Here is a 14,217-nt window from a genome sequence, read left to right on the forward strand (position 1 = left end):
GCCTTCTTCGGTCAAGTCGGGGTGTTCGAGCCTCTGGAGGGAGACTACCCAGCGCCTCGTACAGTGCTGACCATGAGCGATCGCACGGTGCTGCATGTGAAGGGGCGGGTCCTCGCCGGGCCGGAGGACGTACGGGACGAGCTGTGGGCGGTCGACGGGCGGATCACCTACGAGCGGCCGCCGGGCGAGGCCCTCACCGTGACCGGCTGGGCGCTGCCGGGCCTGGTCGACGCGCACTGCCACGTCGGGCTCGACCGGCACGGCCCGGTGCCGGACGAGGTGAGCGAGAAGCAGGCCCTCACCGACCGTGACGCCGGAACCCTGCTGATCCGCGACGCGGGCTCACCCTCCGACACCCGCTGGGTCGACGACCGAGAGGATCTGCCGAAGATCATCAGGGCGGGCCGGCACATCGCCCGCACCCGCCGCTACATCCGCAACTACGGCCACGAGATCGAGCCCGGCGACCTCGTCGCCTACGTCGCCCAGGAGGCACGGCGCGGCGACGGCTGGGTCAAGCTGGTCGGCGACTGGATCGACCGCGACGAGGGCGACCTGGCCGCGTGCTGGCCGCGCGGCGAGGTCGAGGCCGCGATCGCGGAGGCCCACCGGCTCGGCGCCCGGGTCACCGCGCACTGCTTCGCCGAGGACTCGCTCCGGGACCTGGTCGAGGCGGGCATCGACTGCATCGAGCACGCCACGGGCCTGACCGAGGACACCATCCCGCTGTTCGCCGAGCGGGGCGTGGCGATCGTGCCGACGCTGGTCAACATCGCCACGTTCCCGCACATGGCCGACGGCGGCGAGGCCAAGTTCCCGGGCTGGGCCGCCCACATGCGGCGGTTGTACGAGCGCCGCTACGACACGGTGCGCTCCGCCTACGACGCCGGGATTCCCGTGTTCGTCGGCACGGACGCGGGCGGCTCGCTCGCCCACGGCCTGGTCGCCGCCGAGGTCGCCGAGCTCGTGAAGGCGGGCATCCCGCCGGTCGACGCGCTCTCCGCGACGGCCTGGGGGGCCAGGAGGTGGCTCGGCCGCCCGGTCCTCGAAGAGGGCGCCCCGGCGGACCTGGTGGTCTACGGCCAGGACCCGCGCGCGGACGTCCGGGCCCTGGCCGCGCCGAGCCGGATCGTGCTCAACGGACGCGTTGTGGGCTGACCAACTCGCGCTCAGGAACGGGCAGTTCGCTGGTGCGCCGCCGACGGGCTGCCAGCTCGGGCAGCAGGCTGAGGATGCCGAGCGCGGCGAGCCCCGCGCCGAGCCACAGCGGCGCCCGCAGTCCGAAGTGGTTCACGCCGACCCCGCCGAGCGAGGAGCCGATGCCGACGCCGAGCGTGATGAACGAGGAGTGCACCGAGTTCACCAGTGGCCGGGCGTTGGCGATGCGCTGCACCCGCGTGACCATCGCCGGGTTCATGGTGACCCCGACCAGGCCGATGCCCAGCATGAACACCACGGCGGGCAGGGCGAGTCGGGCGAGCAGCGCGAACCCGGTGAGGAAGAGCAGGTTCAGTGCGAGCCCGGCCGCGAGCACGTTGAGCGCGTACCGGTCGGCGAGCCGGCCGACCACGTAGTTGCCGATCACGGTCGCGGCCCCGTGCGCGATGAGCAGCACCGGAACGGCTCCGCTGCCGAACCCCGTGACCTCGGTCAGGATCGGGCTGAAGTAGCTGAACGCGGAGAACGTCGCGCCGATGACGAACATGCTGGTGACGAGCGCCAGCCACAGCCTGGGCCGCCGGAGGACGGCCATCTCCTGCCGCAAGCCCCCGCCGTCCTCGGCCCGGCCGAGCCGGGGCACTCCGGCCAGGGTGCACAGCGCGGCGGCCACGGTCAGCACGGTGATGGCCCAGAACGCGGCCCGCCAGCCCAGGTGTTCACCTATCAGGGTGGAGAGCGGCAGCCCGAGGAGGGTGCCGAGCATCAGCCCGTTGAGCGCGACGGACGTGGCCCGGCCGCGTTCCTCGGGCCGGGTCAGCTGGGCACAGATCGACAGAGAGACACCGAAGAACGCCTGCGAGGCGGTGCCGGTGACGACCCGCGCGAGCAGCATGACCGCGTACGTGGTGGCGGTCGCGGCCAGCACATTGCCGATCAGGAAGACGCCGAACAGCACCATCAGCGCCCGTTTCTGCGGCAGCCGCATCACGGCCACGGTCAGGAACGGGCCGCCGAACGCCATGGCCAGAGCGAACGCGGTGATGAGATAGCCGATCCGAGGGACGGTGACATCGAGGCCCGCCGCCATCTGCGGCATCAGTCCGGCGACGACGAACTCGCTGGTGACCATGGCGAAGATCCCCAGGGCCAGTACGTAAACGGCGCGAGGCATGACAGAGGTGCTCCTGTTCGGGGCCGGCTACTTGTTATGGATTGTTCAGTACGAAACTGACCCATGCGTCAACCCGGCCTGGCGGGCCGGGAGGTGACGGGAAATCAGCTGGTGAGTGTGTCCAGGGCGGCGTCGACGATGCCCTCCAGGTCGGCACGGTCGGCGCCGCCCTGGCCGGCCACCCGCAGCCCGGCGATCACCGAGTTGAGGTAGCGGGCGAGGGTGAGCGGATCGCGCCGGGAGGTGATCTCGCCGGCGCTCCGGCCGGTGGTGATGACCGTACGCAGCGCGTCGAGGCGGCGGGCCAGGTCGCGCTCCAGGAGGGCGGCGGCCCTGGCGTCGCGGCGGGCGAGCTCGACCGTGGCGTTGACCGAGAGGCAGCCGATGCTGCGCCCGTCGCGGCGCTCCTTCATCTCGCCGTCGACGACCAGGGCGAACAGGGCCCGGATGCGCTCCAGTGGGCCGAGTCGTTCGTCCTCGAGGAGTTCGAGCTGGGTCGCCGTCATCATGTCGATATAGCGGCCGAGTGCCCGCTCGAAGAGGTCGTGCTTGCTGATGAACGTGTTGTAGATGCTGCTGCGGCCCAGTCCGGTGGCCTCGCACAGGTCCTGGGTCGAGGTGGCTTCGTAGCCGTTCGCCCAGAACGCGCGCATCGCCGCGTCCAGGGCCCGCTCCTCGTCGAACTGTCTCGGTCGGGCCATGGTCGTACCGTAGCACTGTTTTGAATCGAGCTGTCCAATACATTGCCTGATTGACCAGACGGTACGCGAGGTGTGGCCGGGTCGTTGAACCCCTTCATGCGTACGCCGGTGTGGTGGGGCGGCGTACGGGGTGCGGGTCGGTGCCGGGGGTGACGGGAGGGGGAGATAGTGCCGGAACAATCGAATATCAGAATGGAAGTCACCCTTTGTGGTGAACTCGCGTCAGGTGACCGCCAGTTCACTCTCGGTGCGTAAAGATTCGGTGTCCCAAGTTGCCGACGCGCCCCTCGATTCGCAGGAGTCCCACGAGTCCCCGTGGCGGGCGCCCGGACTGCCATGTCTCCTGTGGGGGTTCCACCGTTTTGAACAGCAACAACTCCGGCCTGCCCTTCTGCCTGCCTGTGAACGGTCCGGCCACGCGCCGTCCGGTCGGCCGCCGCCCCGCCGCGATCGCGGCCTGCGTGGCGCTCGCCGCCGGGCCGCTGCTGCTCGCCGCGCCCGCGCGGGCGACCGGCGTCGAGGGCGACGGCGGCGGCCGGGCCGACGCCGTCGTGCTGCGCACCGGGCTCGACGTCTCCCTGCTCAACAAGGCCGTCGACGTACCGCTGAAGGCCACGCTCAACGAGGTGCGGGCGCCGGCGGGTGCCGAGAAGACCGCGCTGACCGTGAAGCTCGACGGGGTCGGCGGCGGGCAGCCCGTCAATGTCCTGAAGGCGGACGTGGCCACGGCGAAGGCGAGCGTCGACGCGAAGAAGTCGGAGGGGGCATCGCGGCTGGTCAACGCCCGGCTGCACGTGCCCGGGCTTCCGCTGCTCTCCCTTGTCGAGGTGGGGGAGGTGACCTCCAGCGCGGTCTGCGAGGCGGGCCGTACACCGGTCGCCAAGTCGAATGTGCTGGGTGCGGTGACCGTGCTCGGCAGGAAGGTCACGCTGTCGGCGGGCGGGACGACGCGGGTGCAGGTGCCGGGGGTCGGGGAGGTCGGCCTCGACCTGTCGAAGGCCACGACCACCTCGCGGACCGCGGCGGCCGTCGCTCTTCAGCTGAAGATCTCGGTCAACCCGCTCCATCTGAACGTTGCTGTAGTCAAGGGCGAGGTCACGCTTGCGGAGGCGACCTGCGAGTCCCCGAAGGCGCCGCCCGCGAAGCCGGCCCCGGACGAGGGTCCCGTCTCCACGGCGGTGACGCAGAGCGTCGCGTCGGAGACCAAGTTGGCGGATACCGGGGGGAGTTCTGCCACGCCGTACCTGGTGGGCGGGGCGGCGGTGCTGCTCGTGGGCGGGGCGGGGGTGCTTGTGCGTTCGCGGGTGCGGGGTGGGCGGGGTTGACCCCGGGGGGTGGGGTGCCGCCCGCCCGCGGGGCTGCGCCCCGGGCCCCCTTCGGCCTGCGGACCGTGGGTGGCTGGTCGCGCAGTTCCCCGCGCCCCTAACAGCACCAACCCTGGCCCGCACCGGCATCTTCACCGGAAGGGGTGGTGCGGGGGGCGTCCCGGGGTCTGGGGCGGAGTCCCAGGGTGGGGCCCCGGGCTCAGCGGGCCGTCAGGGTCAGGGCCTGGTCCAGGGCCTGGAGGAAGCGGTTGGTGGTGGGGCGGTCGCGTACCGCCAAGCGGAGCCACTCAGGGCCGAGGCCCGGGAACGTGTCGCCCCGCCGGGCCGCGAAGCCGAGCCCCCGCAGCCGCGCCCTGACCTCCGCCGCACCCTCGATCCGTACGAGCACGAAAGGCCCCTCCGCCGGCTCCACCACCGCCACTTCCTCGAACTCCGCCAGCCCGGCGAGCAGATGCGCCCGGTCGGAGGTGCCCCGCACGGCCGCCGCCTCGGCCTCCGCCAGCGCCCGGGGTTCCATGCAGGCGCTTGCCGCGACCAGCGCCGGGGTCGACACCGGCCACAGCGGCTGGGCTCGCTGGAGAGCGGAAATCGTCTCCGGGGCAGCCAGCACGTAACCGATCCGCAGCCCCGCCAGGCCCCACGTCTTGGTCAGGCTGCGCAGCACGACCAGGCCGGGCAGGTCGGTGCGGCCCGCCAGGGCCTCGCGCTCGCCCGGCACCGCGTCCAGGAACGCCTCGTCCACCACCAACGTCCGCCCGGGCCGGGCGAGTTGGGCCAAGGTGCGGGCCGGGTGCAGTACGGACGTGGGGTTGGTCGGATTGCCGACCACCACCAGGTCCGCCTCCTCGGGGACGGCCGAGGGGTCGAGCCGGAAGCCGTCCTCGGCCCGCAGCAGCACCCGCCGCACGTCGTGTCCCGCGTCGCGAAGGGCCGCCTCCGGCTCCGTGAACTGCGGGTGCACCACGACTGGGTGACGGAACGTCAGCGCTCGGGCGATGAGGACGAACGCCTCTGCGGCGCCCGCCGCAAGGAGCACCCGCTCCACCGGGAGGCCGTGCCGCGCCGCCACCGCCGCGTGCGCGGAGCGCCCGTCCGGATAGGCGGCGAGCCCGGTCAGGGAGCCGGCGATGCGCTCCCGCAGCCAGGCCGGGGGAGTGCCGGTGCGGACATTGACGGCGAGATCGGTCAGCTCGCCGCCGTCGTCGCGGACCTCGGCGTCACCGTGGTGACGCAGATCGTGCTGGGCCTCGGTGGCAGGCAGGGACATGGCTTCGCTCCTGGTGGGGGGTCCGTCGCGTCGGTCGGCGAACGTCCGGAGGTGGGGTCGACGTACGATCGCACACGTCGCCATGGCGGCGCGGCCGGTGGGGTTCGACTTCCGCTTGGGGACGAGCAGTTCACCGCCTCCGGCCAGGGCGGCGGCCTCCGCCACGGAACGGGTCCCGACGGCGGCGCGTACGTCGTCCGAGCCGTGCGGCACCGGGACGGCCGCGAGCTCGTCGGCGGCGTACGCGACGAGCGGCACCCCGAGTTTCCGCGCCGCCCCCACGACGCCCGGCTCCCTCGACTTGGCGTCCACGGTGGCCAGTTCGGCGACGGCGAGCGGATCGAGGCCCGCGTCCGACAGGGCGGCTTCGATCAGGGTGAGCACCTCGTCGACGGACACGCCCTTCGAGGCGCCGACGCCCACGACGAGCGGCGGCCCGGTGCGCTGGGGGATGCGGGCGTCGTCGGCCATGGCGGGATCCTCTCAGGCCGCTCTGGAGCGGCGGCGGAGCCGGACGCGGACGTGCGGAGTACGGGCACCGTCGGTTAGCAAGGGCGCATGGCGGTATTCGTCGCGCTCGGCGCGTTCCTGATGACCCTGGTCGGCGGCTGGACCGCCCAGCGGGTCACTGACCGGCGCCACCTGGTGCTCGGGCTCGCGGGCGGACTCATGCTGGGCGTGGTCGGGCTCGACCTGCTGCCCGAAGCCCTGGACGCGGCAGGCGAGGACCTCTTCGGGGTGCCCCGCGCGCTGCTCCTGTTCGTCGGCGGCTTCCTCTTCGCGCACGTCGTCGAGCGGGTCCTGGCCGTGCGCCAGGCCGCCCACGGGGCGGGCGAACACCGGGCCCCGCAGGTCGGCGTCACCGTCGCCTCCGCGATGGTCGGGCACAGCCTGATGGACGGCATCGCGATCGGCGCGGCCTTCCAGGTGGGCGCCGGCATGGGCGTCGCCGTGGCGCTCGCCGTCATCACCCACGACTTCGCCGACGGCTTCAACACGTACACGATCACCAGCCTGTACGGGAACGAGAAGCGCAAGGCGCTGGCGATGCTGTTCGCCGACGCGCTCGCCCCGATGGCGGGGGCCGCCTCGACCCTGCTGTTCACTCTTCCGGAGCAGCTGCTCGGCAGCTATCTGGGCTTCTTCGGCGGCGTGCTCCTGTATCTGGCCGCCGCCGAGATCCTCCCCGAGGCCCACCACGAGCACCCCGCCCTGTCGACGCTGCTGTGCACCGTCGCGGGTGTGGGGTTCATCTGGCTGGTGGTGGGCACCGCCGGCTGAGCACGTCATCTCGCGCAGCCCTCGGCGAACCGGCGGGCGACCTCCGGCCGGGCCGCCCAGTGCGTGTGCAGATAGCTGGCGTGCACGCCCTGCTGCACGAAGCCCTCGACGCGGCGCTCCGGGTGCACGATGCCCCACGCGGGGTCGGTGCCCGCGCCCGGCTCGATCACGGTGCGGTGGAACTCGTGGCCGCGCAGCCTCGTCCCGGCGACGGCCAGGCTGTTGTCCCGCACCGCGACGGCCTCCCGGTACCCGAGGGTGAGCCGCCCCGACATCCGTGCGTCGGCGTCGAGCACCCCGCACATGGGCTGCCCGTCCAGCGACCGCGCGAGGTAGAGCAGCCCCGCGCACTCGGCGGCCACGGGCGCCCCCGACCGCGCGAGCTCGGCGACGGCCTTGCGGAGCGGTTCGTTGGCCGACAGCTCGGCGGCGTACATCTCCGGAAACCCGCCGCCTATCACCAACCCGCTTGTGCCGAGCGGGAGTTGCTCGTCCTTGAGTGGGTCGAAGGTGACGACCTCCGCGCCGGCGGCGGTGAGGAGCTCGGTGTGCTCGGCGTACGAGAACGTGAAGGCGGAGCCACCGGCGACGGCGACGAGGGGCCGCTGCGCGGAGCCTCTTCCCCACCCCGCCCCTTCCCGCTGCGACACTGTGCGGCTCCGCCGCGTGGGGGGCTCTGCCCCCGGACCCCCGCTCCTCAAACGCCGGAGGGGCTGGATATTGCCCTGTCGGGGGTTTGGGGGCGTCAGCCCCCGAACAACTTCGTCCCCACCCACCGCCGGAGGCTTTCGGGAAGGGGCGGGGTGGGGGAATTCAAGGCCCGGCTCCCACGCCTCCACCCCCAGCGGCGGAGCCGACCGCGCCAGAGCCAGGAGCCCGGGCAGATCGCAGCCCTGCCGCACCTGCTCCCCCATGGCCGCCACCGCGTCCAACGCATCGGCCCGCCGCTCGGCGACCGGCACCAGGCCCAGGTGCCGGGACGGGGTGTCGACCTGGGGGGCACGGCGCAGGGCGCCGAGGACCGGCACCCCCACGTCCTCCATCGCCTCGCGCAGCAGCGCCTCGTGCCGGTCCGAGCCGACCTTGTTGAGGATCACCCCGCCGATCCGCACCTCGGGGTCCCACGACGCGAAGCCGTGGACGAGCGCGGCCACCGACCGGGACTGCGAGGACGCGTCCACGACGAGCACCACCGGGGCGCGCAGCAGCTTGGACACCTGGGCGGTGGAGGCGAGTTCACCGAGCCCGCTCGCCCCGTCGTACAGGCCCATCACGCCCTCGACCACGGCGAGGTCGCAGCCGCGCGCCCCGTGCGCGAACAGCGGGGCCATCAGCTCGGGCCCGCACATGTACGCGTCGAGGTTGCGGCCGGGCCGCCCGGTCGCGAGCGAGTGGTACCCGGGGTCTATGTAGTCGGGCCCCACCTTGTGCGGGGACACGGCGAGCCCGGACCGTGTGAACGCGGCCATCAGGCCGGTCGCGACGGTGGTCTTCCCGCTGCCCGACGACGGGGCGGCGACGACGAGACGTGCTACCACTCGATGCCCCGCTGGCCCTTCTGTCCCGCGTCCATCGGGTGCTTCACCTTGGACATGTCCGTGACGAGATCCGCGTAGTCGAGCAGTGCCTGCGGCGCGTTGCGGCCGGTGATGACCACGTGCTGGGTGCCGGGGCGGTCGCGCAGCACCGAGACGACCTCGTCGACGTCGACCCAGCCCCAGTGCAGCAGGTAGGCGAACTCGTCGAGGACGTAGAACTTGTACGTCTCGGCGGCCAGGTCGCGCTTGACCTGCTCCCAGCCCTCGCGGGCCTTCTCCTCGTGGGTCGGCTCGCCCTCGGCGGTCTCGCGCTGGATCCAGGACCAGCCCTCGCCCATCTTGTGCCAGTCGACGAGGCCGCCCTCGCCGGACGCCCCGAGCACCTTCAGCGCGTTCTCCTCGCCGACCTTCCACTTCGCCGACTTCACGAACTGGAACACCCCGATCGGCCAGCCCTGGTTCCAGGCGCGCAGCGCCATCCCGAACGCGGCCGTCGACTTCCCCTTGCCGATGCCCGTGTGCACCATGACCAGCGGCCGGTTGCGGCGCTGACGGGTCGTCAGACCGTCCTCGGGTACGACACTGACCTGTCCCTGCGGCATTAAGCGGCCCTCCTCGAAGTTCCAGTTGCGTCCTTGACGAGACCGGCGATGGAGTCGGCGCGCAGCTCGTCCAAGGTGACGGCGGTGCCGCCGAGTTCGCGCGCCAGCTCCCCGGCGAGCCCGAGCCGTACCATCCCCGACTCGCAGTCCACGACCACCGACGCGGTGCCCTCGGCGGCGTGCAGCCGGGCCGCCCGCCCGGCGAGCGCCACCGGCTCGGGGCCGCCCGTGGCCCGGCCGTCGGTGACGACCACGAGCAGCGGCCGGCGCGACGGGTCGCGCAGCCGCTCCACGCGCAGCACGTCATGGGCCTTGAGCAGCCCCGCCGCGAGCGGCGTACGCCCGCCGGTCGGCAGCGTTTCGAGCCGGGCGGCGGCCGCGTCCACCGACGAGGTGGGCGGAAGCGCAAGGTCGGCCTCCTTGCCGCGGAACGTGATCAGGCCGACCTTGTCGCGGCGCTGGTAGGCGTCGAGGAGCAGCGAGAGCACCGCGCCCTTGACCGCGCTCATCCGCTGCCGGGCCGCCATCGACCCGGACGCGTCCACCACGAACAGGACGAGGTTGCCCTCGCGGCCCTCGCGGGTGGCCTGGCGCAGATCGTCCCGGCGCACCACGAGGCCGCGGCCCGATCGCCCGCGCGCCCGCTGATGCGGGGCCGCCGCCTGTACGGTCGCCGTCAAGTGCAGCTTGGTGAGCGCCCCTTGGGGCCGGCGCGAACCGGTGGTGCGGCCGTGGTCGGTACGGGCCCGCGAGCGCCGGCCCGCCGCGCCCTCGCCGAGCCCGGGCACGCTCAGCATCTTCGTACGGAACGGCTCGGCGGCCTTCACCGCGGCCCGCTCGCCGGGGCCGCTCGGCGCGGGGGCGGCGGGCGGCTCCACGTCGTCGGAGGAGTCCGGCGACTCGGGGGATTCCGCGGGGCTCTCGGGGGAGTCGCCCTGCGGCGGCACCCCGCCGCCTCCGCCGCCACCGCCCGGGCCGTCGGGGCCCGGGTCCGGATCGTCGTCGCCCTCGTTCTCGTCCTGGAACTGCTCCAGCGTCTCGTCGAGCTTGTCCTGGTCGAGGCCCGGCGCGTCGAACGGGTTGCGCCGGCGCCGGTGCGGAAGGGCGAGCAGCGCGGCCTGCCGGACGTCCTCGGACGCCACCTCGGTGCGCCCCGCCCACGCGGCGAGCGCGGTCGCGGTGCGCGCCATCACGATGTCGGCGCGCATGCCGTCCACCTCGAACGCGGCGCAGGTGGCGGCGATCTGGAGCAGCACCGCGTCGCCGAGCACGACCGAGGGCAGCAACTCCCGTGCCGCAACGATGCGTTGGCGCAGCGCGCCCTCCTCGTCCGCCCAGCGGGCGGCGAACGCGGCCGGGTCGTCGTCGTACGCGAGACGGCGCCGCACGACCTCGACCCGCTGCTCGGGCTCGCGCGAGGCCGCGACCTCGACGGTCAGGCCGAACCGGTCGAGCAACTGCGGCCGCAGCTCGCCCTCTTCGGGGTTCATCGTGCCGACGAGCAGGAACCGTGCGGCGTGCCGCACCGAGACGCCCTCGCGCTCGACATAGGACGAGCCCATGGCGGCGGCGTCGAGGAGCAGGTCGATGAGGTGGTCGTGCAGGAGGTTGACCTCGTCGACGTACAGGATGCCGCGGTGCGCGTCCGCGAGCAGCCCCGGCTCGAAGGCCTTCACGCCCTCGCCGAGCGCCCGCTCGATGTCGAGCGCGCCCACCAGACGGTCCTCGGACGCGCCCACCGGGAGCTCGACCATGCGCGCCGCGCGGGCGGTGCCGGGACTGCTCTCGTGCGGCCCGTCCGGGCACTGCGCGTCGGGCGCGGCCGGATCGCAGCTGAAGCGGCAGCCCGCCACGACCCCTACCTCGGGCAGCAGATCGGCAAGGGCACGTACGGCGGTGCTCTTCGCCGTGCCCTTCTCGCCGCGCACGAGCACGCCGCCCACGGCCGGGCTCACCGCGTTCAGGAGCAGCGCGAGGCGCAGGTCGTCCATGCCGACGACGGCGGTGAACGGATACCGGGTGCTCATGTGCCGATCTCTCCTTCGAGTAGTGCTGTACGCCGCGGGCTCGCGGGGGTGCTCATGGCGCCCCCGGCGGGATGAAGGGCAGCCCGGCGGGCGGGCCCTGCTCGATCAGCCGCAACAGGGCGTCGGTGTCCGCGTGTTCTTCGATCAGGTCGCCGAGCCGGTCGAGCTGTTCCTCGCGCAGCGCGCCGAACGAGGTGTCGGGCGCGGGCACGAACCGGCGGCCCGCGGCCCGGGCGACGTGTTCGAGGAACCGGCGCCGGAACCCGTCGCTCTCCAGGGAGCCGTGCCAGTGCGTACCCCAGACGGCACCCACGTGGCATCCGTCCAAGCTGTGTCCATTGTCATCAGAGATGAACGTGTCCCCGCCCAGGACCTCGGCCACCCCGTGGTGGATCTCGTACCCCTCGACGGGCTCCCCGAGGGCCTCGCCGACGGGCCGGGCCAGGGTCTTCTCGGCGGCGAACCGCACCCGTACCGGAAGCAGCCCGAGACCGGCGACCGAGCCCGCCCTCGACTCGACCTCGTCCTCGATGTGCTCGCCGAGCAGCTGGAACCCGCCGCAGATGCCGAGTACGGGGCGGCCCCCGGCGGCCCTGCGCGCCAGTTCCGCCGCGAGGCCGCGCTCGCGCAGCCACTCCAGGGCGCGGACCGTGCCGCGGGTGCCGGGTACCACCACGAGGTCGGCGTCGGTGAGCTCCTCGGGCCGGTCGACGAACCGCACGACCACGCCGGGCTCGGCCGCGAGCGCGTCCACGTCGGTGAAATTGGACATCAGCGGAACGGCACAGACGGCGACCCGCAGCACGTCCTCGCCGACCGGCGGCGCCACCACGGACTCCCGTACGGCCCCGCGCAGGGAGACCCTGAGGCCGTCCTCCTCGTCGATGCCGAGGCCGTGGGCGTACGGCAGGATCCCGTAGGTGTGCCGCCCCGTGAGGCCGCGCAGCATCTCGATGCCGGGCTCCAGGAGCGTCACATCGCCCCGGAACTTGTTGACGACGTAGCCGGCGACCAGCGCCTGGTCCTCGGGGCTGAGCAGCGCCGTCGTCCCGAAGAACGAGGCGAACACGCCGCCCCGGTCGATGTCGCCGACCACGACGACGGGCAGCCGCGCGGCCCGCGCGATGCCCATGTTGACGATGTCGGTACGCCGCAGATTGATCTCGGCCGGGCTGCCCGCCCCCTCGCAGATCACGGCGTCATAAGTGCCCCGAAGCTCCTCCAGGCACTCCAGGACGGTGCCGAGCAGCGTCTGCTGCCGTCCCCCGTGCAGCGCCTTCCCCAGGGACGACCCCCCGGCCGCCCCGAAGAACCCGCGGGCGCTCATTTCACCCACCGGCCTGCCCATGAGCACGACCTGGCTGGAGCGGTCGCTCCCCGGCTTGAGCAGCACGGGGTTCATGAGCGCGCTCGGCTCCACGCGCGCCGCCTGCGCCTGCATCGCCTGCGCACGGCCGATCTCCGCGCCCTCGCGCGTGACGAACGAGTTCAGCGACATGTTCTGGCCCTTGAAGGGCGCGACCTTGACGCCCTGGCGCACCAGCCAGCGGCAGATCCCGGCCGTGACGACGCTCTTGCCCGCGTCCGAGGTCGTGCCCGCGATCAGCAGCCCGCCACCCATGTACGTCCCTTCCTCACAGCGGCCCTGGTCGCGACGGAGGCGGCCAGCGTCAGCCAGCCCACCCTGCGCGAGAGCCGTACCGCCCGTTCGATGTCCGCGACCTCGACGGCCCGCCCCGGGCCGTTGAGGACCGGCCGGTGCTCGACGCGTCCGGCATAGGAGAGCGTGCCGCCGAGCCGTACGCCCAGCGCCCCCGCGAACGCGGCCTCGACCGGGCCCGCGTTGGGGCTCGGGTGCTGGGCGGCATCGGCGCGCCAGGCCCGTACCGCGCCCTTGGCGTCCGGGCCCGCCAGCGCCGCGAGGACGGCGGTGAGGCGGGCGCCCGGCCAGCCCGCCACGTCGTCCAGGCGCGCCGAGGCCCAGCCGTACCTGCGGTATCTGGCCGACTTGTGCCCGACCATCGCGTCCAGCGTGTTGACCGCCCGGAAGCCCACCAGACCCGGCACGCCCGCGAGCGCGCCCCACACCAGGGCGCCGACGACCGCGTCCGAGGTGTTCTCGGCGACCGACTCGACGACGGCCCGCGCGATGCCGTCCGCGTCCAGCGACTGCGGGTCGCGCCCGCACAGGTGCGGCAGGCGCTCCCGGGCCACCTCCACGTCGCCCGCGGCCAGCGCGCCGCCGATCGCCCGCGCCTCGCGGCCGAGCGAGGTGCCGCCCACCACCGTCCAGGTGGCGGCGGCGGTCAGCGCGACGGATGCGGCGGGCCGGCCTCGTACGGCGCGGGAAAGAAGGACGGCAGCGCCCGCGGCGCCGCCCGCGCACACCAGAGTGTGCAGTGCGCCCCGGCCGCGGTGGTCGCGCCACAGGACGCGTTCGACGGCGCCGGCCGCGCGTCCGAACGCGGCGACCGGATGCCCGCGGCGGGGGTCGCCGAGCAGGAGGTCGCCGATGAGTCCGGCCGTGGCGCCGTAGGCGAAGGTGCGATCGGCCCGCATGCGCTCAGCCCGTCAGGGCGTCGCGGGAGGGGCCGGAATGTCTCGACGGGCAGGCGCGCATGGCGGTATGTCCTCACTCAGGGTGTCCGCGCCCTGGTTCGACGTGACCGGCGGTGAGAGTTCCTGGCTCGCGGGGATCATTCCCCGGTGACAGTGGCGGGACCGCGCCGGATTCGCACCGGCTTCCTCTTCTGCCGCCGTAGCTGGCCGGTGCAGTCCACCACGCTGCGAGAACACCCGTCAACTTGCCGTTGACCTGCGGTGCGAGAGAGTGCGCGGCGCCACACAGAACCGCCCTCCGGAACGGACCGGAGGGCGGTTCTGGTGATGTCCGTGGGTCAGGCGACGATCAGATAGATCCCGTACGCGACGGCCGCCGCGCAGGCCGCGAAGCAGACGTACGCACCGGTGCGGGCCAGCGCCACATTGCCGGTGCCGGAGGCCGCGGCCTCGTGCTTGGTGAGGCCGACGATGCCGAGGGTGAACAGGCCCACCAGGCCGACGGTCACCACGAGGCTGACGCCGAAGACGGAGCCGAGAGCTGCCCAGTCGATGTGCATGAGGATTCCTTAGCTGTGCCGGAGA

At 73.3% G+C, this 14,217-nt stretch carries 12 protein-coding genes and 1 riboswitch; of the genes, 3 read left to right on the top strand and 9 right to left on the bottom strand.

The window, feature by feature from the left end; translation table 11 throughout:
• Positions 1-72: 72 nt before the first annotated feature.
• A complete protein-coding gene (locus ACSHXC_RS29695; protein ID WP_438294507.1) occupies positions 73-1,158 on the top strand; it encodes an amidohydrolase family protein in 1,086 nt (361 codons plus the stop codon).
• On the opposite strand, the gene ACSHXC_RS29700 is transcribed toward ACSHXC_RS29695, so the two are convergent.
• On the bottom strand, positions 1,136-2,332 hold the full coding sequence (locus tag ACSHXC_RS29700; protein WP_438294508.1) for an MFS transporter: 1,197 nt from the start codon (positions 2,330-2,332) through the stop codon (positions 1,136-1,138). The two genes, ACSHXC_RS29695 and ACSHXC_RS29700, sit on opposite strands and share 23 nt — an antisense overlap.
• A 104-nt stretch (positions 2,333-2,436) precedes the next feature.
• A complete protein-coding gene (locus tag ACSHXC_RS29705) occupies positions 2,437-3,033 on the bottom strand; it encodes a TetR/AcrR family transcriptional regulator (protein ID WP_438294509.1) in 597 nt (198 codons plus the stop codon).
• Between the two features lie 401 nt (positions 3,034-3,434).
• Between ACSHXC_RS29705 and ACSHXC_RS29710 the strand changes: the two genes are divergently transcribed.
• The gene (locus tag ACSHXC_RS29710) at positions 3,435-4,358 is read left to right on the top strand and encodes an SCO1860 family LAETG-anchored protein (protein ID WP_438296895.1); all 924 of its coding nucleotides are present in this window, start codon (positions 3,435-3,437) and stop codon (positions 4,356-4,358) included.
• A 199-nt stretch (positions 4,359-4,557) separates the two neighbouring features.
• On the opposite strand, the gene cobC is transcribed toward ACSHXC_RS29710, so the two are convergent.
• The gene (cobC, locus tag ACSHXC_RS29715) at positions 4,558-6,096 is read right to left on the bottom strand and encodes an Rv2231c family pyridoxal phosphate-dependent protein CobC (RefSeq protein WP_438294510.1); all 1,539 of its coding nucleotides are present in this window, start codon (positions 6,094-6,096) and stop codon (positions 4,558-4,560) included.
• Between the two features lie 87 nt (positions 6,097-6,183).
• Here cobC and ACSHXC_RS29720 point away from each other — a divergent pair, with 87 nt between their 5' ends.
• Positions 6,184-6,906, top strand: coding sequence for a ZIP family metal transporter (locus ACSHXC_RS29720; RefSeq protein WP_438294511.1), 723 nt, complete (start codon positions 6,184-6,186; stop codon positions 6,904-6,906).
• A 5-nt stretch (positions 6,907-6,911) separates the two neighbouring features.
• On the opposite strand, the gene ACSHXC_RS29725 is transcribed toward ACSHXC_RS29720, so the two are convergent.
• The 6 genes from ACSHXC_RS29725 to ACSHXC_RS29750 all read right to left on the bottom strand — a co-directional run bounded on the left by ACSHXC_RS29725 (position 6,912) and on the right by ACSHXC_RS29750 (position 14,192).
• Complete coding sequence (locus ACSHXC_RS29725; RefSeq protein ID WP_438294512.1) at positions 6,912-8,444, bottom strand: cobyrinate a,c-diamide synthase; 1,533 nt, start codon at positions 8,442-8,444, stop codon at positions 6,912-6,914.
• Positions 8,438-9,046 carry a cob(I)yrinic acid a,c-diamide adenosyltransferase gene (gene cobO, locus ACSHXC_RS29730; RefSeq protein ID WP_438294513.1) on the bottom strand — a complete coding sequence of 203 codons (609 nt, stop codon included), beginning with the start codon at positions 9,044-9,046 and terminating at the stop codon, positions 8,438-8,440. Before cobO ends, ACSHXC_RS29725 begins: the two co-directional genes overlap by 7 nt.
• Entirely contained in the window at positions 9,046-11,073 is a 2,028-nt protein-coding gene (locus ACSHXC_RS29735; RefSeq protein ID WP_438294514.1) for a putative cobaltochelatase, read from the bottom strand. Before ACSHXC_RS29735 ends, cobO begins: the two co-directional genes overlap by 1 nt.
• 52 nt (positions 11,074-11,125) lie before the next feature.
• A complete protein-coding gene (locus tag ACSHXC_RS29740) occupies positions 11,126-12,694 on the bottom strand; it encodes a cobyric acid synthase (protein WP_438294515.1) in 1,569 nt (522 codons plus the stop codon).
• The gene (locus ACSHXC_RS29745; RefSeq protein WP_438294516.1) at positions 12,676-13,632 is read right to left on the bottom strand and encodes a cobalamin biosynthesis protein; all 957 of its coding nucleotides are present in this window, start codon (positions 13,630-13,632) and stop codon (positions 12,676-12,678) included. The genes ACSHXC_RS29740 and ACSHXC_RS29745 overlap by 19 nt, the downstream gene beginning before the upstream one ends.
• A 98-nt stretch (positions 13,633-13,730) precedes the next feature.
• A riboswitch (cobalamin riboswitch) is annotated at positions 13,731-13,869 on the bottom strand.
• 101 nt (positions 13,870-13,970) lie between these two features.
• A complete protein-coding gene (locus ACSHXC_RS29750) occupies positions 13,971-14,192 on the bottom strand; it encodes a hypothetical protein (protein WP_189961316.1) in 222 nt (73 codons plus the stop codon).
• Positions 14,193-14,217: the final 25 nt, after the last annotated feature.

The sequence above is a fragment of the Streptomyces sp. HUAS TT7 genome, assembly GCF_051550175.1.
Taxonomy (GTDB): Bacteria; Actinomycetota; Actinomycetes; order Streptomycetales; family Streptomycetaceae; genus Streptomyces.

Excerpts from the sequence above, each read along its gene's own strand:
- ACSHXC_RS29745 (WP_438294516.1), bottom strand. The coding sequence starts at position 13,632 with ATGCGGGCCGATCGCACCTTCGCCTACGGCGCCACGGCCGGACTCATC.
- cobO (WP_438294513.1), bottom strand. The coding sequence starts at position 9,046 with ATGCCGCAGGGACAGGTCAGTGTCGTACCCGAGGACGGTCTGACGACC.
- ACSHXC_RS29700 (WP_438294508.1), bottom strand. The coding sequence starts at position 2,332 with ATGCCTCGCGCCGTTTACGTACTGGCCCTGGGGATCTTCGCCATGGTC.
- ACSHXC_RS29735 (WP_438294514.1), bottom strand. The coding sequence starts at position 11,073 with ATGAGCACCCGGTATCCGTTCACCGCCGTCGTCGGCATGGACGACCTG.
- cobC (WP_438294510.1), bottom strand. The coding sequence starts at position 6,096 with ATGGCCGACGACGCCCGCATCCCCCAGCGCACCGGGCCGCCGCTCGTC.
- ACSHXC_RS29720 (WP_438294511.1), top strand. The coding sequence starts at position 6,184 with ATGGCGGTATTCGTCGCGCTCGGCGCGTTCCTGATGACCCTGGTCGGC.
- ACSHXC_RS29695 (WP_438294507.1), top strand. The coding sequence starts at position 73 with ATGAGCGATCGCACGGTGCTGCATGTGAAGGGGCGGGTCCTCGCCGGG.
- ACSHXC_RS29705 (WP_438294509.1), bottom strand. The coding sequence starts at position 3,033 with ATGGCCCGACCGAGACAGTTCGACGAGGAGCGGGCCCTGGACGCGGCG.
- ACSHXC_RS29750 (WP_189961316.1), bottom strand. The coding sequence starts at position 14,192 with ATGCACATCGACTGGGCAGCTCTCGGCTCCGTCTTCGGCGTCAGCCTC.
- ACSHXC_RS29740 (WP_438294515.1), bottom strand. The coding sequence starts at position 12,694 with ATGGGTGGCGGGCTGCTGATCGCGGGCACGACCTCGGACGCGGGCAAG.